We start from the raw sequence: 22,138 nt of genomic DNA, 5'->3' as shown, positions 1-22,138 counted from the left end.
AACCATGAAACTTTGCGATAAGAAAATACAGATATTTTCATCATTCATACTGTCCTTATGTTCGGTATTGGGCTTTTCACAGACCATACTGTATCAGGCAGAGAGTACCTCAAGAACGGTTCAGGATCCACAAACAGTGGTGCTGGCGCCAGGATTTCGAGCGTCTTCCAGCTCATCAAATCCATTTATAGCTAAAATTGGTCCTGCAACGGAGAATCCGGGCGGTGGTACTGCCGATTCAAATGCAGGAGCAACTAATCCATCGGGGACAACTGTACCTGTTGGAAAGAGCTTTCATGATACCAGAGGGAATATTGAGGTGAATGGAACTGGACAATTGCAGTTTACTTTACCCATTTCTTTACCTCCAGGGGTGAAAAGTGTAGGACCACAATTCAATTTGGTATATACCAGTGGTACAGGCAATGGAATAGCAGGGTATGGTTGGAATATTTCAGGAATTACTTCTATTTCAAGATCGGGAAAAACAATTGATAAAGATGCAGAAGCTAAAGGTACTCAATTAGACTATTCAGATACTTATAGCTTTAATGGTCAAAGATTAATTTTAAAATCAGGAGAATACGGTAAGGATGGAGCAGAATATGTAACGGAAAAATACTCTAATATTAAAATAAAATCTATTGGATCGATTACCGGACAAGCTTGGCAAGGCCCCGAATATTGGGAAGTAATTTTTGAGGATGGATCTCAGGCCTGGTATGGAGCAACAGGCTCTGGACTCAGTAATGCCAGAACTCCTATTGAATATAATATTGTAAAATGGAAAGATATTAAAAGTAATTATATTACTTATGACTATTTACAAGCAGGAGTTTCTAATGTAGCCATTATTTCAAGCATTCAATGGGGAGGAAATGAGACTTTGAATAAATCTCATTTTAACAGAATAGATTTTACCTATATTGATAGAAGTCTAATAGAGGATTCTTACGCAGGAGGCATTCGTTTCCTACAAACTCAATTATTATCTGAAATTAAAGTCAATTCAAATGGAAATCCATTTAAACGATATGCAGTTAATTATCTAAAAAACGGAACGAATTATGAGATCGTTGATAAAATAACTGAGTATAATAGCGAGAACAATGCTGCCAATCCTGCCTCTTTTACCTATCCAACTCCTACACAGCCTGTTTTAGAATTTTCAGACAATAATTTAGAGAGTTTTGACAATGTAAAATTAACTGGAGACTTTAACGGTGATGGATATTTGGATTTCTCCCTGAATAGTGGTGTAGTGAAGCTTGGCGGCCTCAATAATACCTTTACTGATATTTCTACTGGTAAAACTTTTAATACAGAGGCTAAAGTTATTAACACATTGTTAGATGAAGAAGGACAGATTCATAATGGAAATGGGATAATTCAATATGAGAACGGCAAAGTATTAGGTTATATATTTAGAAATAATACTTTTGTTAAGGTATTTGAAAAGGCAATATCCCCAACTGTATGTACTGTATGCGATGCTACCTTGAATGAAGGTGATATTAACGGAGATGGGATCTCAGATATTTTCCTTAATTTAACAAGCTCTAGTTCAACCAATGGATTTACTGATAAATTTATCATAGACCTGAAAAATTCAACCAATCCTATCTCTACATATTCCCAAGAGAGGGGTTGGCATGAAAGTTTTTATACAAATCAAAAATATCTGGATATAGATCATGATGGAAAGGTTGATATTATCAACATATCCAATACTGATTACACTGTATTTGAGTTTATAAAAACATCTCCTAACCAGTATCTTAAAAAGATAAAATTCACAGGTAGTTTAGCTGAAACAAAAGCACAAGAATCTCCTGTGTTGTTTGGAGATTTCAATGGTGATGGAAACCTTGACTTTACAATCCCTACCACAGATACTCAGGAAAAAGATAACTGGAGGTTTTATATGGGCACAGGAAAAGGGTTTTCCAATATTTTAAAAACAGACTTTTTGAAATATAGAAAGCCCGATGACTATCAAAACAGCAACTATCCGACTTTTAATATTTACAGGAATTTTTACACCACATCAGATATTAATAGGGATGGCAAGTCTGATATTGTGCACATCAACTCTTTTAATAAAGCAGGGGTGGTAAATTCCAGCGGAGTTATACTTAAGAGATATTATGGGTATACTATTGCTGTTTATACTGCTAATGGAGCCACGACAAATGGCAGCCCTGATTTCTATACCAGTTATAATTATGGAGAAAATAATTATGTAACCGGTAATGGTGAATTTGCTTTATTCTCTCCAATTACTTCACAGGTAAAATCCAACAACAATTATTACGATATCTTATTGTTCTGGAAAGAAAGGATGCATAAACTTAAATCTCCATCACCTGTCGGAACATTATCTCTAGTACAAACTATTACCCAAGGTGACATCGTTACATCAGCAGATTATTTGGAGGTGATTCCCAATAATCCGGTACTTCCTAATTTCTATCAAAAAGTAAAAAAAGAATATTATCCTTATTTTTCTTTAAGCAGAGCAGACCAATCCTATGCTATAGCTCAGCTTAGACAGGAAGGAAGAAAACAAGACTTCCGTTACAGAGGAATAACAGGACATTTACAGGGCAAAGGAATGATGGGCTATCATCAGTCTGCCCGCAGCTCATGGTATGCTGATGGATTTGAAAATACTAAAATATGGTCAGGAGTAGAGATTGACCCTCTTTTTGATGGGGCCCCTGTAAAAGAATGGAGCATCAGAACGAATAATGAAAGTAATATTTTTCCTACAGATATTTCTGAGAACAATTCCCTGTTATTAAGCTTTAAATCCACTGTATATGAGGTTTATAAATTGCTAAACGGACAGGTGACAAACACTCCTGTTTCCGATGCCGATAAATCGAAAATTGTTACAGCTACCGTTCCAAAAAGCACTAAAACTAAGGATTTCCTCACTGGAGCAATAGCAAGCAGCTCTATTATTTATGGAGATTATTATCTTCCGAAACAGACAGTAACCAATGTAAATAATGGTTATGCTGTAACCACTTCTGATTTTGAATACATTCATAATATATCAGCAGCAGGTTCTGATTATTTTGCAGGACGTCCAAAAAGCAAAACAGAAACACTTCAAGTTTATGGTGACACAAAATCTTCCAAAGAAGAATACACCTATGAAAATAACCTGCTAAAAACATTAAAAACCTGGAATCGGGATAATACGGGATATTTGCTTGAAACATACAATTATGATGATTTTGGAAATATAACCCAGAAGACAATCAGTAATAGTGTGAACTCCCAAAGCCAAACAAATGGAACTCTGTATGATCCTAAGGGAATATTCGTTGTAAAGAAAACAGATCATTTAGGATTAGAAACCAATATTGAATATAATGATTGGGGACAGATAAAAAAACAAACTGATGCTTTAGGAAATACACTTGTTAACGTATACGATGGTTGGGGGACATTATCGACTTCTAAAACCAATATTGGAGGTACAACAACTTATCAGTATAACAGAGACAACAATTCTAACATCACTGTTACACAGTATAATCCGAATGGAGATATTTCAAAAAAATACACCAATAGATTAGGACAGCAATATAAAGTTTCTACCAAAGCATTTGGTCAGGGGCAATATATTTCTCAGGAAACTCAATATGATGTACTAGGAAGAAAGACCAAAGAGTCTGAGCCTTACTTTGAAGGGCAAACTGCCAATATGTGGAATACCATTGTTTATGATGATACGGTATTTCCTACTAAAGTCACGGCAGCCTCATTCAATGGCAAACAAATGGAGACCTCTATTTCTGGTTTAACAACAACTGTAAGGGAAATTAATGGCTATGGCAGAACGACTTCAAAAACTAATGATGTCTTAGGTAATACAGTCTCTTCTACAGACAAAGGTGGAAAAATTCAGTTTAGTTATAATGCAGCAGGTGAACAGATAAAAGCACAATATGCTGAAAACATGGTGTCTACTAAGTACGACTCCTGGGGTAGAAAATCAGAGTTTAATGATCCGTCCAATGGTATTTACAAATATGAATATGATGGGCTTGGCCAGCCGAAAAAAACAATCAGCCCAAAAGGGACCAAAGAATTTAATTATAATAATTTAGGCCAGCTTATTTCTCAGATAGAAATTTCAACGACAGACGGAGGACAGGCGACCAATAAAATAATTTCGTATTCATACGATAATAAAGGCAGAATTATTTCCAAATCAGGAACATCTAAAGGAAAGGCTTACAGCTCTAATGTGACATATGATCCACAGGGAAGACTCTTATCTTCATCCGAAAGCAGTAATGGTAAATATTTTATCCACAAAGGAATTACCTATGATGATAAAGCAAGAGTAAGCTCTTATGAAAAGCAGCTCTATTCTTCCGGTATCCTTACTAAAGTTCAAATTGAGAACGTTTACAGTGCTTGGAATGGTGAACTGTATCAGATTAAGGATAAGGTAACAGGTAAGATATTGTGGGAACTTAAAGAAACCAATGCCAAAGGACAGGTACTAAAAACTAAACTGGGAGCTGCAGATATCAATAATACCTATGGTACCAATGGTTTTCTGACAAACGTGAATCATTCCTCAGCAGTAAAACCAAGTATCCTGCAAATTTCTTATTCATTCGATGCTATAAAAAATGAATTGAAGAGTAGAACTACCGGAGGAGATTTTAACATTAATGAGTCTTTTGATTATGATGATAATAATCGTTTAGTCAACTGGACAAATCCTATAACCGGAATCAAACCAACAGCCAACAGAAATGTTTATGACATCAAAGGAAGAATTACCCAAAATGATCAGGTAGGAACAATCAAGTTTGAAAATGCTACTAAGATTTATCAGGCTACAGGCATGACCCTTAATGCTGCCGGAGAACAGAATTATAATAATGATTTAATACAAAGCATTACCTATAATGAGAACAATGACCCGGTATTCATTGACGGAATGAAAGGAGATGCAGTCTTCCAGTATGGCTTAACTTCAATGAGACAGAGAGTAACCTATGGAGGTAATTTCAATACCGATGGAGAAGGTAAGTTTACTAAATTTTACAGTGAAGATGGAAGCTATGAAGTAGTAAAAGATAATACAACCGGAAAAGAAAAGCACATTCTTTATATTGGCGGAACACCTTATGACTCAAATATTGTATATTTAAAAAACTTTACGGAGAGTAGTGGTTCTTATAAATTTTTGCATAAAGATTATATTGGAAGCATCTTAGCAATCAGTGATGAAGCTGGAAACAAATTAGAACAAAGGCACTTCGATGCCTGGGGTAATTTCACCCATCTTCAGATTGGAAACGAAGCTATTATCACCGATCAAAATGCCATCCTGAGCTTGTCGAAGGATCTGATAATAGATCGTGGTTATACCAGCCATGAGCATTTTGCAGAACTAGGAATCATCCACATGAATGGAAGGCTATATGATCCTTTATTAAGAAGATTCTTAAATGCAGATGAAAATATACAGGATAAATTCAATACCCAAAACTATAATAAGTATGGGTATGTACTGAATAATCCACTGATGTTTAATGACCCAAGTGGAGAGTTTGTATTTGCCATATTTGCAGCCTTACCTATTTTCTGGGGAACAGTAGCAACAGGAGCTATCATAGGAGCAGCAATAGGTGCCGCTTCTTATGCACTAAACGCAGCATTTTCTGGAAACTGGAGTTGGGGAGGTTTTGCGAAATCCATACTAGTAGGATCTATTACCGGAGCGGTCTCGGCAGGCTTAGGACAGGTTTTTAGCGCAGGTGGTTTCTGGTCTTCTATTGGCAATGGAGCTTTGGCAGGAGCTGGAACCGGCGGAGTAACATCATTAATTAACGGAGATAATTTTCTTGAGGGTGTTTTGAAAGGTGCTGTAATTGGTGGAGCGACAGCAGCAATTTCTTATACAATTGGTTTTTATTCAAAAACAGGAGGTAAACAAGCTGGAGCAAAATTCTGGAGTGGCAAAGCAGAGCTAGATTTATCAAAAGGTTTTGGAGCACATGGTGTTGATACTGAAGTTTTAAACAGTAAAATTCAAGCAAAATATGTTGGACAATATAGAGGTGTAAATGTTTATGAATCATCTGTTGGATTTGGTAACGGCGCTCAATCTGGAGGATTAACCTTACCACCAAATCAAATGGTTGTTGGCAAAGGAGCCTTTGCTTTAAAAGATATATTTGGAAAATCTGGAACCTATGATTTATTTACTCATGAATATGGACATGTATTACAAGCGAAAAAAGTTGGGGAGGCGGCTTTCTATGAAATAATAGCACCAAGTAGTATTTACAGTGCATCAAAAAACACATATTTAGGGCACAACCAATTTTGGACAGAAACCTGGGCAAATCAATTGTCTTATGATTATTTTACCAATAGAGGATTATCTTTTAATGTCTGGGAAAATTTAGCGAGTCCTCTTGCACAAAAATACATTGATATATTCACTAAATATCTATTAATAAAGGGAATACCGATTCCAACATCATGGAATACCAACCCATAATAAATGTAAAAATTATGAAACTTTTTTTATTAGCAATATGCCTTGTCGTTTTTTCTTGCACATCCAAAATTAAGGAAGGTGCAGAAATGACTATATACAATGAAACAAATTCTGATATTTTTATCATAGACAAATTTCATTTTGATAATACAGACCTTTCCAAACCCTTTGAGATATTTTCATATGGTTATGATAGTTCCAATACAAAAGAAATTAGACCTTACTTAAAGCCCGAATATGTTACGATGTATACAAACAAAACATTATTTTTTCCTTTAGGAGATTATGATAACAATAAGGTTTATAAGACTTTAATATTTTATTTTATTAAGAGAGAGAATCTGAGGAAAACCAAACAGGAAATACTCACCAATAAATTATATGACAGTATAGATATAAGCTTAAGCAAATTCCACAAGGAGGGTAACGATAATCATATGCATATAAAAGAAAACAAGGTTGAATTTAAAAATTATTAATAAAAAAGAGACTGTCTTTTAAGGCAGTCTCTTTTTTTAAGCAAAAAAGCCACCGCAAAAGCAGTGGCTAAAAATCAAATCTAATTATAAGTATGTCCTCTTATAAATTCGGGTTGTTTTCAGATTCTCTTTGTGGAATACTGAATAAATAATAATTACTGTTGGCTGTGAAAGCAGATTTATCCGGAAAATCAAGAACAGAATGTCCTTTACCGTCTACTATTTTCACGGTTCCGTCCGGTGTAGTAATCTGAACTTTTATCGGTTTACCATCAGCATCTACAAACGGTTTTCTTACCACCGTACCCTGCGTTCTGATAATATCTGAAAGGGAGAAGCCTTCTCCAAACAATTCTTTTCTTCTTTCAACCAGAACTGCTGCTACAACCTCATTCTGTGATAATGAACCATTATAAATATTGGCATTTCTGGCAGATTTCAACTGATTAAGAACGGCTACCGCCTGAGAGACATTTCCAGTTCTGGCTTCAGCTTCAGCTTCAATCAGATACATTTCAGCAGCTCTCATATAAACGATATCTGCAATAAGGGTTGGTTTAAATTTAAACTTAGCATACCTCAACAATCCTTCCCTTCCTTTTTGTCCATCCCATGAAAATAACTGAGATCTGATATCATTGGCATCAAAGAGATCTTTAAAATAAGGATCTGCCATAAAACTGTAATAATAACTTCCTGATGAAGACACATCCAGATAATGGAAGGCATAACTTGCATCAGACTGTTCCTGCGTTTGCCCGTGTCCCCAGATCCATTCTGCATTATTGATGTCATTAAAACCATCTTTGTATTTTTCAGGAGCCATCAACGGAAAACCTTCTCTTGCAATTTTTGCAGATGCTGAAGCCTTACTCCATTCCCCGGTATTCAGGTAAGTTCTTGCCAAAAGACCGTTCACTACAGCACGGTTGATCTTATCTTTGTTATTTCTCGTATAAGTTTTCAACAGGTTATCTGCCTCGGTAAGATCACTTTTAATCAAAGTATAAATTTCTTCAAGACTTGCTCTCTTCTTCCCTACTGTACTTGTTGTGGAAGGTTCAGTATAAATGGGAGCTGTCAAAGCTGACTTATCTTTCAGATAGCTGAACTGATAAAAGCTTGCCAGATTCAGATAACAGAAAGCACGCAATGCTTTAGCCTGACCTTTCACCTGATTCTTTTTCTCCTGACTGCCTTCCGTTCCATCAATTCTTGTAATCACATTATTCATATTATTGATGGTGGAATACAACATCGTCCAGATAAATAAAGGTCTGCTTGCTGTACTGTTTACCATTTCAGTAAATGCATAGGTTGAAGCAAAACCATATTTATTAGTCAATACAGCCACATCACTTCCCATCGCATCACTGGCTCTTAAAACTGTAGAATACCCAATATTGGCATACGTTGTTCCGTCGTTATTAAATTTTGCCCACGTACCGTTTACTACAGTTTCTGCACTTTCAGCTGTTTTGAAAACTTCTACACTGCTAGCCTGATCAGTTGGAGCGGTATCCAGTTCACTTTCACAGCTTGTCAGTGACAAAAATCCGATAACAGCAAATGATAGATATTTTAATTTTTTCATTGTTTCAATTTTAAAGGTTAAAGAGTTGCCTGAAGACCAAAAGTAATTGTTCTCATTGCCGGATATCTGTAATACGTTGTTCCGTCCAAAGCCTGTTCAGGATCCATCCCTTTATGTTTATAGAAGGTCAGAAGATTTTCTGCCTGGATATAAATTCTGAATTTCTTAAGTCCTATTTTCTCAAAATAATCCTCGGGAAGGGTATATCCTAAGCTTACATTTTTAAGTCTTGCATACGTTCCGGAGTAAAGGAATCTTGAAGAGGTTGAGGTCCAGTTATTCGTTGTTGTACTTAATCCAGGAACATCCGTATATGGATTTTCCGGAGTCCATCTGTTTAACATTTCAGCGCTCCATGCACGTCCTCCCGCACTTCCGTTATGCATAATGGAAGTATAATCCGTATCTAGAATTTTTCCTCCGATTTTGAATGTCAGTAATCCTGAAAAATCAAAATTCTTATAAGTAATACTTGTACTGATTCCTCCTGTCAGCTTAGGCAAAGCTGAACCTTGTAACAACTTTGTGGCTTTTGAATATTCCGAAGTCGTTCCTTCTACTGAATTTCCGCTGGCATCGGTAGCAACTGTTTTCCACAAAGGCTTTCCATTGCTTGGATCAACTCCAGCCCACTCCGGAATAAAGAAGTCGTATACCGAACCTCCTACTGTCAACAACTTAGTTCCTACCACAAGAGAACCTCCGGGTAATTTCGTTACCTTATTGTTTAAAGTACTCAGATTCACATCTACATTCCATTGGAAATTATCATTCTTAATGGGTGTTGTGAATAATGAAAATTCAAATCCTGTGTTCTGAATGGTTCCGATATTCGCCGGATAATCACTGATTCCCAATGATGGTGCTACAGGCATATTAAACAAAAGGTCCTGACTTTTTCTTTTAAAATATTCGATATTCCCTTTAATTCTGTTATTCAGAATTGCGAATTCCAATCCTACATTTAAATTAAGGTTGGTTTCCCATTTCACATTATTGGTAGACGTTTTTTCCAGTGTTGTTCCCGGTTCTCCACCAAGGCTGATAAATCTGTACAACTCCTGATAAGCATAATAAAGCGGCTGTCCGTTTGGTCTAAGCAGTTTATCATTTCCTTGTCCTCCATAGCTGGCACGCAATGTCAATTGATTGAAAACATTTAAACTTTTGACAAATTCTTCGTTTGAAATTTTCCATGAACCTCCTACTGACCAGAATCTTCCCCATCTGTTATCTTTTGCAAATCTCGATGAACTGTCTGCCCTTCCTGATGCAGATAAGAAATAGGTATTGTTGTAATCATACTCTACTTTTCCAAGGAAACTCAATAAACTCAATTTATTACTGTTTCCGCTGAAACTTCCCAGTAAAGAAGCGGCATCCGGCTCATAATAGTAAGGCAGTGAGAACTGACTTCTTGTTCCGGAGATTGTCTGATAATCATATTTATAAAATTCGTGCCCTGCTAATGCATTGACATGATGTTTTCCAAACTTTTTATCATACGTCAGAATATTACTTGTTGTATAAGAAAGCGTTCTGGTATTGGTTTTCGTCACCGATCCTCCAATCTCTGCGCCTTGCCCCAATAATGGATTTGAATAATAATGTCCGTTATAATTCACCAAATCCACAGAGAAGCTCGTCTTGAATTTTAACTCCGGCAAGAAAGTAAATTCCATAAATCCTTTCCCTGAAAAGTTGTCCTCTTTATTTTCGTTTTTGTCTAATGGTAAGGTTGCTGCGGCATTTTGATTCTGAAGCGCATTCGTGGGTCTGTATTTTCCAAAATCATAAATCGGGTTTCCATCAGCATCCAAAATATAAGTTCCGTCAGCATTTCTTTCATAATAAGGATAGAATGAAGGAATAAATCTTGCCGCATTGATGATGTTACTGGCCTTGGAATCCGAAGAAGTAGGTGCCTGCTGAATACTGTTTGTATAACTTAAGTTCACCCCAACATTCAGCCATTTTTTTACTTCAGAATTGATTTTCAATCGGGTATTATATCTTTTATATCCTGATTCAATTGCCATTCCTTTATCATCCAGATACCCCAGAGAGAAGAAATAATTACTTTTCTCACTTCCTCCGCTGATATCAAGATCCACCTGATTTCTTGAAGCCACTCTCTGCAAGATATCTCTCCAGTCATCATTCCAAAGTGGTGATGCGCCAGGTAATAGTTTTCCATCTGTACCTACCGGCTTTGGATAAGCTGTCCCATATGGATTAATCCCTAATGAAGAAACAAGGTTGTCTGTTGCCATCTGAGCTGCCTGCTGAGAAGAAACTTTCCCGGATTGATATCCATTTCTCAATGCTTCCCAGTAAAGTTGAAAATACTGATCTGTATTTACCTGCTCATAGTCTTTTACCGCTCTTCCGGAGAATCCCTGACTGATATTAAAATTAACTTTCGCTTCCCCTTTCTTACCTGATTTTGTAGTAATGATGATAATCCCATTTGCTCCTCTTGAACCATACAAAGCACTTGCTGTAGCATCTTTCAGAACACTTATAGATTCGATATCGCTGGGACTGATAGAGTTCAGATTTCCATCAAAAGGAATTCCATCCACTACATATAACGGATCGCTGGAAGCGCTTATTGAACCAATTCCTCTGATTCGGATCGTGGAAACCGCACCTGGCTGGCCTGATGCACTGGTAGTCTGAATCCCTGCAACCTGTCCTTCTAATGCTTTCGTAATATTCGTTACAGGTCTGTTATTGATTTTATCGCTGGAAATTGTAGCCACGGAACCGGTATAGCTGTTTCTTTTCGCTTTTCCGTAAGCTACCACTACTACTTCATCAATCTCTTTTTCATGAAGGCTATCTTTTTTCGGCTTGGAATTCTGTGCATTTACACTGGTAATTCCCAGAAAAAAAGCAGCAACCGGAGGTATCCAAGCTTTAGAATTAAATAAAGTTTTACTAGTCATAATCAATTTTATTTATCATATATTAAAATTTAGCCCTTTGCAGAAAAGTCAGCAAAGGGCATCGATAAATACGATAAACCAAATGCTTATTTTTCCTTAAAAGGCTGAACGTAACACCTTGCCCAATGGGTAGGTTGTTAAGACTTCACGGGGTCAGTTCCCTCCATCTTTCTTTATAAGCCGATCGAAATATGTTTGCAAAGCTAAAAACTTTTAGTCTACAAAACAAGTAGACTTATTTATTTTTCATGATAAATTTTTAATAATTAACATAAAATTTTAATAAAACTCATTACAATAAGGAGTTGTAGCCGTTACCATTTATTCAAACATGACAAATATCATTATTAATAATTCAATGGAACAAATATTTGAGGACATCTTAATTTTTGTATTATTAATTGAAAAAACTTTTTAATTTTATAGGATGAAAGTTTTGATTATAAATGGGCCTAATCTCAATCTTTTGGGCACGCGGGAACCGGAAATTTATGGAAATGTTTCCATGGAAAGTTATTTGGAAAATTTAAAATCCGAGTTTCAGTCTCATGAAATACAGTATTATCAGTCCAATATTGAGGGCGAGCTTATCAACAGACTTCAGGAGGATGATTTTGATGCAGTGGTAATTAACCCGGGAGCATTTACCCATTATTCTTATGCTATCGCTGATTGTTTAAAGAATATCCGCAAGCCAAAAGTAGAAGTACATATCAGCAATATATACAAAAGAGAAGAATTCCGCCAGAAATCTGTAACGGCAGCGAATACAGATGCTGTTTTATCCGGCTTTGGAATGGATGGGTACAGATTGGCTTTATTGAGCCTGAAGTAATTTTCAGTCTATATTTTCCCACAGATAGCACAGATTCTCACAGATAATTATGTATAAAAAGAGAATAATTTATGAAGATAAAGGATAAGATTTACTGTAAAAGCATTGGCATATATTCCGGGCAATTAACGAAGAGAAAATCTTATATCGTTGAAGAAATAAATGATGAAAATATAAGAATCTGGAATGACGAAGGAAAACTGAGATGGTATTCACAATTTTATTTTAGTGCAGACAATGATCCGGAAATAATTTCTATTAACATAGATGATCCAATAGAAAATATTGAATCTGATGCCATAGAAGTAACTATTACCTTTTCCAACAAAGCAAAATACTGGATGACTTTCACTACTCCAAAGTATTTAGATAAGATATTGGACGAAGAATCTTACTTTTCTTCAAAACATTTTATGATCATAAAACATTTAACTGAAGAATCAATCAAATCAACAGTCATAAAACTTGATGAACAGGATGAATTGATTGAAAGCTGTCAAAAATATTAATAAAAAAGCCTCATCTGTGATGAGGCTTTTTATATGTTATAGAGAACTATTAGATAGTCTGTTCCTGTAACTGAGGTCCTGAAGCAACTAATTTCTTACCTTCTTCAGTATCACAGTATTGCTCAAAGTTTTTGATATATCTTGAAGCAAGATCTTTTGCTTTTTCTTCCCAGTCTGAAGCGTTCTCATAAGTATCTCTAGGATCTAAAATACCTGTAGAAACGTTTGGTAATTCAGTAGGAATCTCAAGGTTCATGATTGGAACCTGAGTTTTAGGAGCATTATCAATAGAACCGTCAATGATTGCATCAATGATCGCTCTGGTATCTTTCAGAGAAATTCTGTTTCCGCTACCGTTCCATCCTGTGTTTACTAAATAAGCTTTAGCTCCGTGCTCCTGCATTTTACCGATCAATGTTTTAGAATACATTGTTGGGTGCAATGTAAGGAATGCTTCACCAAATGCAGGTGAGAAAGATGGCTGAGGCTCTGTGATTCCTCTTTCTGTTCCGGCCAATTTAGATGTATAACCGCAAAGGAAGTGGTATTGAGCCTGATCTTCATTTAAGATGGAAACCGGAGGAAGTACCCCGAATGCATCTGCAGAAAGATAAACAATCTTCTTAGCATGACCTGCTTTAGAAGGCAATACAATTTTGTTGATATGGTAAATTGGATAAGAAACCCTAGTATTTTCTGTGATAGATCCGTCAGTATAATCTGCTATTCCATTGTTCACTACAACGTTTTCAAGAAGTGCATCTCTCTTGATTGCTCTGAAAATATCCGGTTCTTTTTCTTCTGATAAATCAATTACTTTCGCGTAGCATCCTCCCTCATAGTTGAATACTCCGTTGTTATCCCATCCGTGCTCATCGTCACCGATAAGGTATCTTTTAGGATCTGCCGATAAAGTAGTTTTACCTGTTCCTGAAAGACCAAAGAATAAAGCAACATCACCTTTTTCTCCTACGTTTGCAGAACAGTGCATTGAAGCCATACCTTTTAATGGAAGGTAATAGTTCATCATGGCAAACATTCCTTTCTTCATTTCACCTCCATACCATGTACCTCCGATGATCTGTAGTTTTTCTGTAAGGTTGAACATGATAAAGTTCTCAGAGTTTAATCCCTGAGCTTCCCAGTTCGGGTTTGTTGTTTTTGATCCGTTGATTACTGTGAAATCCGGCTCACCAAAGTTTTCCAGTTCGTAGTGAGAAGGACGAATAAACATGTTTGTCACGAAATGTGCCTGCCATGCTACTTCAACAATAAATCTTACTTTAAGTCTTGTATCTGCATTTGTTCCACAAAAAGCATCTACTACATAAATCTTCTTAGCTTCAGAAAGCTGGTTCATCACTAGTTCCTTACAAGAACCGAAAATTTCTGCTGATGTAGGTAAATTTACTTTACCATCCCAGAAAATTGTATCTCTTGTAACATCATCCTGAACAATATATCTGTCTTTAGGTGAACGACCTGTGAAAATCCCTGTTTTTACTGATACCGCGCCAGATTCTGTAAGTTCAGCTTTCTCAAATCCCTGATTTTCAGAAGAAACTTCAGCCTGATATAATTCTTCATAAGAAGGATTGTACACTACTTCATAGTTTCCTTTAATCCCTAATTTCTCTAAATCCTGGATGATTTTAGTGTTTTTCATTTTACTTATATTTTCTATTTCTTTATTGACTTCAACAAAAATAATATTAATTATTTGTTAAAGGTGGTTTAAATATACTGATATAAGTCAGAATGACAAATAAAAAAACAGGATCGTAATGGTTTGATTATAAATCAATTATATTTTCCCATTCAAAAATAGTTGTAAAACCTTTCTCCCAAAAATAGTTCTTGTAGTCCCCAAATTTGGCACTCATTACAAAATCTCCCCCCCATGCGCCTAAACTTTTGACAAAAGAAGGGCAATCTGAGAATATTTTTTCTTTAACTGTGGATATTTCAAGAAAATCAGCAATTTTACGCTCATGAATCATCATTAATTCGGAAAATTTTTCCAATTCACTGCATAACATTATTTTTTTTGTGATATTTGAAAATTCTTCAATCAATTCAGGAGACTTCTTTTTTGATTTATAAAAGTTGATCCCTTCTCTGCTATCCTGCTTCTGATTTAAATGAATAAAAATCAGTTCATTTTTAAATGAAGGATTGAAATTTACCTTCTCATATTTAATCTCAGGTTTGCTTTGAAATAGAACTGCAGATTTTTCTTTTGCCACTGCAATATCATATCCGCTTCCTCCTAAACTAATTGCATTAAGATGAAAAGGATCAATCTCAGCCCATTCTGCAAGATTGTTCATCAAAGTAGAACTGCTACCAAGACCATAGTCTGCAGGAAACTGAAGATTAGTTTTTAAGTGGTAAGTAAGATTGAATTTGAATTTAGTATTAGAAAGCTGCTGAACATTCTTTAATGTTTTGACAATAAATTCAGCGCTTGATGGAATATTGGTTTCTAAGACCTGCCAGTTTTTATAATCAATGACCGCCTTCAACCATAATTTGTTTTGATGATAAGCCTCCCAAAGAATAAGTGACCTCTCATCTTCTTTTTCTTCAAAGAAAAACTCTTGTCCCAGCTTGGTAGGTACCGCTAAGACAAGAGCTCCGTCGATTGCGAAATATTCTGAAGTAAGCATAAGCTTGCCCGGTGAAAATATCGCGTTCATATATTTTTAGTTAGATTGCAGAAGCAGCATCTACTGATCCGTCAATTTTCTTGATCAGTCCCTGAAGGGTTTTTCCTGGTCCTACTTCTACGAAGTTGGATGCCCCATCTTTAATCATATTCTGAACAGACTGCGTCCATTTTACAGGACCGGTAAGCTGATCGATCAGGTTTTGTTTGATTTCGTCAGGATTCGTTACCGCTGTTGTAGTGATATTCTGATATACAGGAATAGTTGCTTTTCTGAATTTTGTTTTTTCGATAGCTGCTGCCAGTCTTTCTTGTGCAGGCTGCATCAATGGTGAATGGAAAGCTCCATTTACTGGTAGTAACAATGCTCTTTTAGCACCTGCTTCTTTCAGTTTTGCACAAGCTTCTTCTACTGCTGGTGTTTCTCCTGAGATCACCAATTGTCCCGGGCAGTTATAATTTGCAGGAACAACAATTCCACTGATTTGCGCACAGATTTCTTCAACCTTAGCATCATCTAATCCTAAAATAGCAGCCATAGAACTTGGATTGGCATCACAAGCAGCCTGCATAGCTTTTGCTCTTTCGGAAACTAATTTCAAACCGTCATCAAAGGATAGAACTCCGTTGGCAACCAATGCTGAAAACTCTCCTAAAGAGTGTCCTGCAACCATTTCAGCACCAAGACCGTTTACGGCTTTTAATGCTGCTACTGAATGTATAAATATTGAAGGCTGGGTAACCTCTGTTTTTTTTAGATCCGCGTCCGTTCCGTTAAACATAATGGAAAGAATGTCGAAACCTAAAATTTCATTGGCAGATTCCATCAGATCTTTAATATCTTTTCTAGAATCATACAATTCTTTTCCCATTCCTACGAACTGAGAACCCTGCCCTGGAAATACAAGTGCTTTCATGTATTAAATTAAATATTATGCAAATATAACTATAATGTTAACAATATTCTTTTAAAGAACAATAAATCATGTTAAGGTACCAGTCTGATTACTCTGTAACCCGTGTTTACATAAGCACCGTTAGCTTTAGATTTTACAAACTCAAATTTTGTAGCAAGCTGAGTCTGAACTTTATTCATCTGTTTAAAGATTTCACCTTTTTTATTCTCTCTGGTTAACATGTCATTGACAACATCAAAACCTACGATAGCATATTTTGGTGGAGTTTTACAGTATTTGCTTTTGTAAGCAGCCAGTATTTCTTTTTCAAAGGTACCGTCTGTATTGATCTTTCTATCCATCAGATAGACCAAACTAGCCTGGCTCAGCTCATCAACTTTTTTCTCAAAAGTTGGAGAATAGAACATACTGAACGCTTTCACGCCCTGTACTTCCTTAGAAATAGCAATAATTCTGTTGGCAAAAGCATCTCCTGCTGCATTATCATCATTAGCAAGAATAGCAATAACCGGTGCAGACTGACCTGTCATCATATTCTGATCAGGCTGAATATCCGCCGGAGAGTTGACAATAATGATATTAGGATTTTTCACAGCTTTTTCAAGCCCAGCTTTGATGTAATTGGCATTTTCTTTTTTGGCATCTGCCACTACATATATTTTCTGGTCAGAATAAATTCCTTTTACTTCTTCTACAATCTTATCAGCATACGTCTGATTGTTGGTTTCAACGATAATAAGATTATTATAGTTATATAATTCCGGAGTGTTGGCAAATGGTGCTACAATCGGGATTTTCTGATTTTTTGTAAAATCAAGAACATCAATTACATTAGATTTAAAGAAAGGTCCGATAATAAGATCTGTATTATCAGGGTTAATCTGTGTCAAAGAATTTTTGAATGATGCTTCATTTCCAGAATCTACTATTTTGACATCCAGTTTCTGTCCTCCTCTGGCATTCCTTTCAATAGCAAGCTTAGCTCCTGTTAAAAAGTCAAGTGCCATTGCTCTGTACTGCGTTTCGTTTGTGCTGTACCCGAATGGAAGCATTAGGATCACACTAAGGGCATCACCATTTTTCTTACTATATGCTGCATCCTGTTTTTTGATCTTTAAAACCATTCCGGTTTTCAACCCATGAGAAAGGTCCGGGTTAAGAGCAATAAGCTCATCTATAGAAACACCGAATTTATTCACGATGGAAAATACAGTATCTCCCTGCTGAACGGTATAGGTTACATAATCATCTCCTGCAACAACATTGGTAGAGGTAGTTGATTTTTCGTTCCCAGAATCCATTTTTGCTTTTGGATTTGCGGTCTCAGCAACACTATCAGTATGTGTGTTATTATTGGATGTTTTTATTTTAATGGTTTCACCAGGTTTAAGTCCTTTTTCTTCCAATCCTGGATTTAAAGCAAAAAGATCCTGCTGGCTGATTCCAAATTGTTTTGTAATTCTGTAATAATTATCTTTAGACTGAATCAAATAGGATTCTCCCTCTACAGAAGTAGTAACAACTGTAGGTGTAATCGTTGTTATTGTTTTTTCTACAGGAGCTTCAGCATGTTTTTCTACTGTCACAGCTTGTTGAGTACCACCATACTTTTTAATGCTTGCAAGAGGTAAGGTGATTTCATCTCCGATTTTCATGTGGGAATCCAGGTCAGGATTCAGTTTTCTCAAATCAGTTTCAGAAATTCTGTATTGTTTTGTGATGCCATAGATCGTTTGCTTTGGCTGCAAAACAATTTTACCCATGGAAGAAGTACTTGTATTTGAAGTTACTTTTTCTACTGGAGCTGTTTTTGTGACAACCGGAGTGGCTGCTTTCTCTGATTTTATAGTTAAAACATCTCCGATAGCCAGCTTGCCATCTTTATGTTTTGGGTTTAGCTTCAGCAATTCATCTACAGTCATTCCATACTTTTTGGCAATGTTGTAAGGATTATCACCTTGCACAACCGTATGTGATTTCTGGGCTGAAACTCCCAAAACCATACATAAACTGGATAGAATAAAAAACCTCTTTATCATATTCGATAATTATAATTTACAAAAATACTTCTTTAAAATTAAATGGCAACAATTATTAATTTGGAATCTTGAACCACCATTTCTTCCAAACAATTTTCAAGCCACGAATAACCATAATCTGAAAAGAATACACTAAAATTATAGACTCTCTCTTGCCATGTTTTAGCTGGATGAACATCTAAAAACAGATTTTCAAGTCTTTCCAGTAACTCATTTTGTTTTATTTTCTCAGCATGGAGCAGACGTTTTTTCATTCTTTTGAAAGACTTCAATTGTCTCACTTCTTCTGCCTTCACCATATTTCCAAATGACTTCTCAGTGGTTTCTGCCGAAGTTCTCAACGCTGAAAAACTGCTGATCAGCAACTCCTCTTTCTCGTTGAGTAATTGTAAAATCGGATTGTCTTTTAAAATTTTATGATTGGTGAGTACGGTAAAATTCTGGAAAAAGTCTTCTATTTTAAGATCCAGTTTCTCAATTTTCCCTAATGTTTTTTCTTTCAGGAAGAGCATCGAGTTTCTTGGAATAAGTATAGGGAACGGAATATTAATTTTTGAAAAATAATCTTTAAGTTCAAGCCAGTACATAATTTCAGCATTTCCTCCAATATAAGCCAGATTCGGTAATACATTTTCCTGATACACGGGACGCATTAAAGCATTGGGACTGAATTTTTCCGGATGATTTTCCAATTCAGCAAGTATTTCTTCTTCTGTAAACTGAATCGTTTTATCTACGATAATGTATTTCTGTCCGTTAAATTCAATTCTGTCTCTGGTTTCAGAAAAATAGAAAAGGTTTATTTCACGGGGATTTACCTGAACTTTCCCATATTTTTCCGTCAGAACATCTACTTTACTCTTAGATGTTTTCTGTAAACTGAAATGAAGAAGTTCATCTTTAAAGATCTCCTTCATCTGATTTTTAAGTTCTTTAGAATCTCCATCCAGAATCAAAAGTCCGAATTCTGAAAAAAGACGGTTGACAAGAATCTTAATCGCGTCCGTTAAAGTGTTTCCTGTTTTATAAGCTTCCTTCATCATTAAGATCAGCTCGGTTCCAAAAATGGAATCTTTGAATTCTTTTTCAAATTCAGAAATAAAATAGGTATCACTGATCTCAATTCTTCCTACCGGACCACCGGATTTCTCATTGGTCTCATAATAATTATTATCGGTTTTAAAATGATTGATCTCAGCAAAATCATGATCTTCTGAAGCCATCCAATATACCGGAACAAAATTAAAATCCGGAAAATTTTCTTTCAGATAGGTACATGTCTTTATGGTCTGCAGAATTTTATAAACAAAGAAAACAGGTCCCGAAAACAGGTTCAGCTGATGTCCCGTTGTAATAGTAAATGTATTGGGCAGTTTAAGATTCTCAAGATTTTCCTTCTGTTTTGAAGAAAGGGAAAGACTTGAAAGCTGGCCTTCAAATACCTCTGATAAAATTTCTCTCTTCCTTAATGAAAAAAAGTCTTTTTTCAAATGAATCTGTTGTTTAAAATGATCTAAAGAAAATGTATTATTTTCAAAACCCTCAATTTTCTGATTTAAAAAATCTTTTACCAATTGAGGAATGCTTTCTATATCGTTGAATGATATTTTATTTATTGTTTTCAACCTGTACAGTTTTTAGTTGAACAAATACCACACAATTCCGATGTTCAATCTGAAATCATATACCGGATAATGTGGAAATGCATATGCTTTGTTATTGGAAATAACAGTTCCTATCTGCTGACCTTCTATGAAAAAGAACATTTTTTTCACCTTCATATTGATATAGATATCGGCGATAGGCTGCCCTCCAATTGAAAATGAATCTGCTCTGGGAAGGATATATTCATTAAGAACAGGGAAATAATCTCTTGAAGCAAATTTAGAGAAGTAATAAACTTTAATACCTGCCTGAATTTCCGCTGCTTTTTTGAATGCCTGTGTCTGATAGAAGAAGTTGGCTCTACCAATAAAGCTTGGCATAGGAAGCAATTCTTTATTCGTTAAAGTATTTTGGAAATGCACTCTGGTATTCAGATGGAATTTGTTGAAACTGAATGTAGCATCACCTCCGATCTGAGAGATATTCACAGAATTATCACTTTGTTTCGGGCTTCCATTGCTGTCAAAATAAGTATAGTTATCTATTCTGAAATAATTGGCAAAAATCTCTGTTTTAAACCATTTCAAATTGATACTTCCCCCCACTTCCATTACAGACTGGTTCTTTGCATTTTCAAGATAATAATTGAAATTATTGTAAACAGAAGTATTCAATAAGTAATTGAATGATGGATAGGCACTTTGGAAATTTACTTTAGCATTAACGAAATAATCTTTAATAGGTTCGAACTTCAGATTATTGGTTGTTTTCAGGTAGCTTTTAAACTGGTTTCCGTTTGAAAATTCCAGGAATGAGTTCAATTGAATTTTATCCCAAAGTTTTACCTGTAGATTTCCTACAGCTCCGATTCTGTTTTCTTTAAGCTCACCAGGAAAAGGAACGCCATTAAGGGCAACAACATCTCTTATTCCCAATTTGATCATCTGATAACGCACACCAGCATCCAGTTTGAATTTTTCATTATTAAAAATCAAGCTAACTGTATTGCTGAAGTTTTCAGAATATTTTTTTGTGGTGAGTGGAAAGCCGTTAACCAACTCAGTAGGAGCATCATACCAATAAGGCTCCAAAGCTGTTTGATTATAGTAATATTTATTCCCCTGATGAGAAATAATATGTCTTATACTGAATGGAAATTTCCCGGAATTGAATGGGCTGAACTGATGACTCAGGTAGTATCTTCTGTAAGAAAACTGTGAGCTGCTTGATGCCAGGTTTACCTGAGCATTTTGTCTGTTGCTGTAATTACTGTCACCATTCATAAACAGATTATCTTCTGTAATACCTCCACTTTCCTGATTGTTTACATTCTGGTGAAGATAGTGAGCGAAAATTTCATAGTTTCCACTTTTTGAAGTATAATGACCTGAAAATAAGGTATTGTTATTTGCCGCTAATGAGTTTCTGTAAAGTCCCTGAGAGCGAAGTCCCATATATTCAAGAGCAAAATTGAATCTTTTCCCAATATTTTGAGTGTAAGTAGAGGTTAGCGCCGCCCCGTTTCGCATTGCATTATGGTATAAAAATGTAGCGGTAGGTGTTTTTACATCATAGTATTTCACATCATTTGCTCCAATAATCATATAAGATTTATTGGATGGCAGTAAGGAAAGATTCTGTTCATCATTCACCTCAAATACCAGAGGATTGAATCCCGATCCTATATTGGCAGTCTGTACTCTACCGAAGTTATCTTTATTATTTTGTTGTGAAAAGATGTAGGTTTTATCAAAAGTCATTACGGTATCAAAAACTTTCTTTTCAGAAAACTGAGTCTGATACTGGTAATCATTAATAGTAGGCTTAAAGATTTTCAGGGAATCTTTCTTCCCGGAATCTATCACAAGAGTGTCTTCTTTTTTGGGTTGAGGCTTGGTCTCAGCTTTATTAACGACCTGAGCCCTTGCTACAAAACTTAAAGAGAAGAGTATGAAAAGGATGTACTTCATTATTCATTATTGTACAGCAAAAATAAG

At 35.7% G+C, this 22,138-nt stretch carries 12 protein-coding genes and 1 riboswitch; of the genes, 4 read left to right on the top strand and 8 right to left on the bottom strand.

All coding sequences use genetic code 11. The features are described from left to right. The first annotated feature begins 4 nt into the window (after positions 1-4). Both CHRYMOREF3P_RS15865 and CHRYMOREF3P_RS15860 read left to right on the top strand, forming a co-directional pair. The gene (locus CHRYMOREF3P_RS15865; RefSeq protein ID WP_232539045.1) at positions 5-6,544 is read left to right on the top strand and encodes an RHS repeat-associated core domain-containing protein; all 6,540 of its coding nucleotides are present in this window, start codon (positions 5-7) and stop codon (positions 6,542-6,544) included. Between the two features lie 14 nt (positions 6,545-6,558). After that, complete coding sequence (locus tag CHRYMOREF3P_RS15860) at positions 6,559-7,023, top strand: hypothetical protein (protein ID WP_180565025.1); 465 nt, start codon at positions 6,559-6,561, stop codon at positions 7,021-7,023. A gap of 100 nt (positions 7,024-7,123) precedes the next feature. Here the strand turns inward: CHRYMOREF3P_RS15860 and CHRYMOREF3P_RS15855 are convergent, their stop codons facing one another. Then, on the bottom strand, positions 7,124-8,617 hold the full coding sequence (locus tag CHRYMOREF3P_RS15855; RefSeq protein WP_180565024.1) for a RagB/SusD family nutrient uptake outer membrane protein: 1,494 nt from the start codon (positions 8,615-8,617) through the stop codon (positions 7,124-7,126). Positions 8,618-8,634: 17 nt separating this feature from the next. Next, positions 8,635-11,568 carry a SusC/RagA family TonB-linked outer membrane protein gene (locus tag CHRYMOREF3P_RS15850; protein WP_180565023.1) on the bottom strand — a complete coding sequence of 978 codons (2,934 nt, stop codon included), beginning with the start codon at positions 11,566-11,568 and terminating at the stop codon, positions 8,635-8,637. Between the two features lie 83 nt (positions 11,569-11,651). Then, positions 11,652-11,750: riboswitch (SAM riboswitch) on the bottom strand. A 245-nt stretch (positions 11,751-11,995) separates the two neighbouring features. On the opposite strand from CHRYMOREF3P_RS15850, the gene CHRYMOREF3P_RS15845 reads away from it, so the two are divergent. Both CHRYMOREF3P_RS15845 and CHRYMOREF3P_RS15840 read left to right on the top strand, forming a co-directional pair. Next, positions 11,996-12,403 (top strand): type II 3-dehydroquinate dehydratase, encoded by a 408-nt coding sequence (locus CHRYMOREF3P_RS15845; protein WP_180565022.1) that lies wholly within the window; start codon positions 11,996-11,998, stop codon positions 12,401-12,403. Between the two features lie 71 nt (positions 12,404-12,474). Then, on the top strand, positions 12,475-12,912 hold the full coding sequence (locus CHRYMOREF3P_RS15840; RefSeq protein WP_180565021.1) for a hypothetical protein: 438 nt from the start codon (positions 12,475-12,477) through the stop codon (positions 12,910-12,912). 49 nt (positions 12,913-12,961) lie between these two features. On the opposite strand, the gene pckA is transcribed toward CHRYMOREF3P_RS15840, so the two are convergent. From pckA to CHRYMOREF3P_RS15810, 6 genes are all read right to left on the bottom strand, one after another. After that, positions 12,962-14,578: a phosphoenolpyruvate carboxykinase (ATP) gene (gene pckA / locus CHRYMOREF3P_RS15835; protein ID WP_180565020.1), complete on the bottom strand. Its 1,617-nt coding sequence runs from the start codon at positions 14,576-14,578 to the stop codon at positions 12,962-12,964. 127 nt (positions 14,579-14,705) lie between these two features. Beyond that, complete coding sequence (locus tag CHRYMOREF3P_RS15830) at positions 14,706-15,611, bottom strand: GYDIA family GHMP kinase (RefSeq protein ID WP_180565019.1); 906 nt, start codon at positions 15,609-15,611, stop codon at positions 14,706-14,708. Positions 15,612-15,621: 10 nt separating this feature from the next. Further along, positions 15,622-16,497, bottom strand: coding sequence for an ACP S-malonyltransferase (fabD, locus tag CHRYMOREF3P_RS15825; RefSeq protein WP_077413532.1), 876 nt, complete (start codon positions 16,495-16,497; stop codon positions 15,622-15,624). Positions 16,498-16,568: 71 nt separating this feature from the next. Then, positions 16,569-18,536: a LysM peptidoglycan-binding domain-containing protein gene (locus tag CHRYMOREF3P_RS15820; RefSeq protein ID WP_228408611.1), complete on the bottom strand. Its 1,968-nt coding sequence runs from the start codon at positions 18,534-18,536 to the stop codon at positions 16,569-16,571. 38 nt (positions 18,537-18,574) lie between these two features. Further along, positions 18,575-20,161, bottom strand: coding sequence for a bacillithiol biosynthesis cysteine-adding enzyme BshC (bshC, locus tag CHRYMOREF3P_RS15815; protein WP_180565018.1), 1,587 nt, complete (start codon positions 20,159-20,161; stop codon positions 18,575-18,577). Positions 20,162-20,173: 12 nt separating this feature from the next. Then, complete coding sequence (locus CHRYMOREF3P_RS15810; RefSeq protein WP_180565017.1) at positions 20,174-22,111, bottom strand: putative porin; 1,938 nt, start codon at positions 22,109-22,111, stop codon at positions 20,174-20,176. Between the last annotated feature and the right edge of the window lie 27 nt (positions 22,112-22,138).

The sequence above is a fragment of the Chryseobacterium sp. JV274 genome (assembly GCF_903969135.1).
Lineage (GTDB): Bacteria > Bacteroidota > Bacteroidia > Flavobacteriales > Weeksellaceae > Chryseobacterium.
Note: the sequence above shows the minus strand (reverse complement) of the source record. Positions and strands in the feature narration are given on the sequence as shown.

What these genes read in the sequence shown, in the direction of transcription:
- CHRYMOREF3P_RS15865 (WP_232539045.1), top strand. Translation starts at nt 5, where the DNA reads ATGAAACTTTGCGATAAGAAAATACAGATATTTTCATCATTCATACTG.
- CHRYMOREF3P_RS15860 (WP_180565025.1), top strand. Translation starts at nt 6,559, where the DNA reads ATGAAACTTTTTTTATTAGCAATATGCCTTGTCGTTTTTTCTTGCACA.
- CHRYMOREF3P_RS15855 (WP_180565024.1), bottom strand. Translation starts at nt 8,617, where the DNA reads ATGAAAAAATTAAAATATCTATCATTTGCTGTTATCGGATTTTTGTCA.
- CHRYMOREF3P_RS15850 (WP_180565023.1), bottom strand. Translation starts at nt 11,568, where the DNA reads ATGACTAGTAAAACTTTATTTAATTCTAAAGCTTGGATACCTCCGGTT.
- CHRYMOREF3P_RS15845 (WP_180565022.1), top strand. Translation starts at nt 11,996, where the DNA reads ATGAAAGTTTTGATTATAAATGGGCCTAATCTCAATCTTTTGGGCACG.
- CHRYMOREF3P_RS15840 (WP_180565021.1), top strand. Translation starts at nt 12,475, where the DNA reads ATGAAGATAAAGGATAAGATTTACTGTAAAAGCATTGGCATATATTCC.
- pckA (WP_180565020.1), bottom strand. Translation starts at nt 14,578, where the DNA reads ATGAAAAACACTAAAATCATCCAGGATTTAGAGAAATTAGGGATTAAA.
- CHRYMOREF3P_RS15830 (WP_180565019.1), bottom strand. Translation starts at nt 15,611, where the DNA reads ATGAACGCGATATTTTCACCGGGCAAGCTTATGCTTACTTCAGAATAT.
- fabD (WP_077413532.1), bottom strand. Translation starts at nt 16,497, where the DNA reads ATGAAAGCACTTGTATTTCCAGGGCAGGGTTCTCAGTTCGTAGGAATG.
- CHRYMOREF3P_RS15820 (WP_228408611.1), bottom strand. Translation starts at nt 18,536, where the DNA reads ATGATAAAGAGGTTTTTTATTCTATCCAGTTTATGTATGGTTTTGGGA.
- CHRYMOREF3P_RS15810 (WP_180565017.1), bottom strand. Translation starts at nt 22,111, where the DNA reads ATGAAGTACATCCTTTTCATACTCTTCTCTTTAAGTTTTGTAGCAAGG.